Source organism: Psychromonas aquimarina ATCC BAA-1526 (genome assembly GCF_000428725.1).
GTDB classification, from domain to species: domain Bacteria; phylum Pseudomonadota; class Gammaproteobacteria; order Enterobacterales; family Psychromonadaceae; genus Psychromonas; species Psychromonas aquimarina.
This window is the reverse complement of sequence record NZ_AUAM01000115.1, coordinates 1-2476: the sequence shown is the minus strand read 5'-3', so window position 1 is coordinate 2476 and position 2476 is coordinate 1. Positions and strand designations below refer to the sequence as shown.

2 protein-coding genes and 1 pseudogene are annotated in these 2476 nt (G+C 38.2%); 1 reads left to right on the top strand and 2 read right to left on the bottom strand.

Features of this window, described 5'->3' with window-relative positions; all coding sequences use genetic code 11:
- Positions 1 to 294, top strand: a pseudogene (locus G337_RS28970) (hypothetical protein); the annotation flags it as partial.
- A gap of 109 nt (positions 295 to 403) precedes the next feature.
- Here the strand turns inward: G337_RS28970 and G337_RS0119105 are convergent.
- Both G337_RS0119105 and G337_RS0119100 read right to left on the bottom strand, forming a co-directional pair.
- A complete protein-coding gene (locus tag G337_RS0119105; protein ID WP_028865283.1) occupies positions 404 to 1537 on the bottom strand; it encodes a tetratricopeptide repeat protein in 1134 nt (377 codons plus the stop codon).
- Positions 1538 to 1951: 414 nt separating this feature from the next.
- Entirely contained in the window at positions 1952 to 2377 is a 426-nt protein-coding gene (locus tag G337_RS0119100; RefSeq protein WP_028865282.1) for a hypothetical protein, read from the bottom strand.
- Positions 2378 to 2476 lie beyond the last annotated feature (99 nt).

The following is a 2476-nucleotide window of genomic DNA, read 5'->3' as shown; positions in this document are numbered from 1 at the left end:
GACAAAGAAAAACCGGAGCTTATTCCCGTCGGCCAGCTCGATGCAAAAGACGAATTCAGCAAAATGAAAAACGTCACCACCGGCGATATTCTTTCTGCTCACCGCATCCCGCTGGATTTAATGAGCATCGTTCGTGAAGGTTTCAGCCCTGTAAGCGACCTCAACAAAGTTGATAAGCTGTTTCATAAAAACGAGATCAAACCGATCGGTGAAATCTTATTGGAGCTGAATGATTTTGCAGGTTTTGAAGTACTTAAAATGAAGGAGTATGAGATTTTGGAGGCTACACAATAGTTTCCCCCAGATACAGGCCTTATCTTTTGTCTAAAAAATAAGGCCTTACCAAGATCCTTAATCTAAACTAACCATCAACTAATACACCTTCTTGCAATAATATATATCATTACTCCGCTGTTTCAGAGGGGGTATCTTGAACAGTATTTGGTACTTCCTTGTAACTATAACGTCGACCACCATCTGGTAAAACTTCTATAGAGTGAATTATTTTAACTTTATCGGTAGATATAGGTGGGCCATAGTTTGTATAAGGCGGTTTATGATACTTCCTAATTAAATCTTCTATTTGTGTTACTGCATATTTATGCGTTGTAAAAAATGAATAAAACTCACCTCTTACTTTTTTGTAATCAACGGTTATTTTTTGAGCTTTCAATAAGAATTGCTCTGCCTTAGCATCTTCTTCCTGTTCCTTTAATTCAGCCCATTTTGCATAATAAGCAAGTGCTAGATTAAATCTCAAGTGACTATCATCATACGAATGTAAGCCTTTTTCGGAAACTTCAATTGCCCGATCAAAATCCCCTTTTACATTTCTCAAAAACCATGAAAAATTACTATAACCTCTAGCAGATGGCTGTTCGTCTATTCGTTTATTATGCCATTTTTCCGACTCTACGATATCTTTTTTCATCTCGTAAGATTCGATAACTCCATCTAGGGCAACCACAGAAGTCCTATCGTCATTATATGGATTTTTCGTTGCTTCGATAAAATATTCAAGTGCTTTATCTGTATTCCCCATTTTATCATAAAGTTCAGCTAAATTTAAAAACAACCAAGGTGTTTTAGTTCCAATTTCCTCAGCTTTTCGTAAAGCAACTAAAGCATTATTTTCATCCCCTGCCTGAGTATAAAGGAAGCCAAGCAAAGAATAGGCATCGGCATATTTAGGCTCTATTTCAATAGATCTTAAAATAACCTGTTTAGCTGTTTGGAATTCTTTGTTCTGCATATCTGAGTAGTTAATTGCCCCAGACCTCATTAAAATTCGAGAGTACTCTCGGTATGCAGGAGCAAATTCCTCATCCTTTGAAATAACTTCAACAAGTAATGTATATCCTTGTTGAAGTCCTCGATAAGATCCATTATTTATTAAGGTTCTTGCTTCATCAAATTTTTTGAATAATTCTGGTTTTTCTTTTTGATACTTTTGATCGATAGGTGACACCCAGTCTGCAAAAGATAAGTTGCAAAAAATTAATAATAAAAACGAACAGATGAGCGTTTTGAGTTTCATATGTAATCATGTCCTTTGATTTTTAGCTAAGCACGAGTTCAATAATTAGGTCTTGTTTTTTGTATTAAAGCGCAATGCTCTACTACAGATATCACAACAAAAAATATAACCCAATTATGCCTCATCCCTCACCGCCTTTGAGTTGTGAGAGATAAGCGACAGAAGAATACCTAATAACAAACATTAATCAACAAATTAAACACCAAAAACCAAAAACATCACCAAAAAAGCCACTTCCCCTAACAAATATACTCAAACAAAAATATTCACTCACCTATCACCTCTACCAGTGCGTTATGCCTTGTCCTGCATTCCCCGTATAACAAGATCAGGTTTTTCTTCCAGAACAGGTGAGCTGTTTTGTTTTTTGCTGTTGGTGTGGGCAGTTCGGTGCAGGGCTGGATTAATGCCTGGTCAATGGTCGGTTTGGCTAATGTTTGTGTTGGCGACGGATACGAGCTTCTGGAGAATGAACAGCTCATTATCATCAAGCTGGCAGTGAGTATCATCAGGGTCTTGAGTTTGCACATATTCGATTATCCTTTTCTCAATGGTCTGTATTTTGGGTTTCTTGGCCAGTTCGTTTTTCCAGTAGGCTTCCGCAATTTGCTGGTTACGTTGGTTTTTCTGTTTTACTTCTTTTATTGCTGTGGCCACCGCCTGGTCTTTCTCTTTTAAATACTGATGCTCAGCCACGATATAACCGTCTTTATAACCCTGCTGTTTTGCATAGAAGTAACCTGCCGTTAGAGTTAATAGAACAACGACAACGGCCAGCGCTATTAGTAACGGCTTTTGGGCTTTGCCGGTGAGTAGATTAAGGAGCATTGTGACTGGCATGCTTGCCTCCTGTTTCCATATAGAATTTAGCGAAGCCGACAAAGGTAGCGGTAATAACACCGTACTGCACCAGCGCCCATTCAGACTGCAGTGCCATCG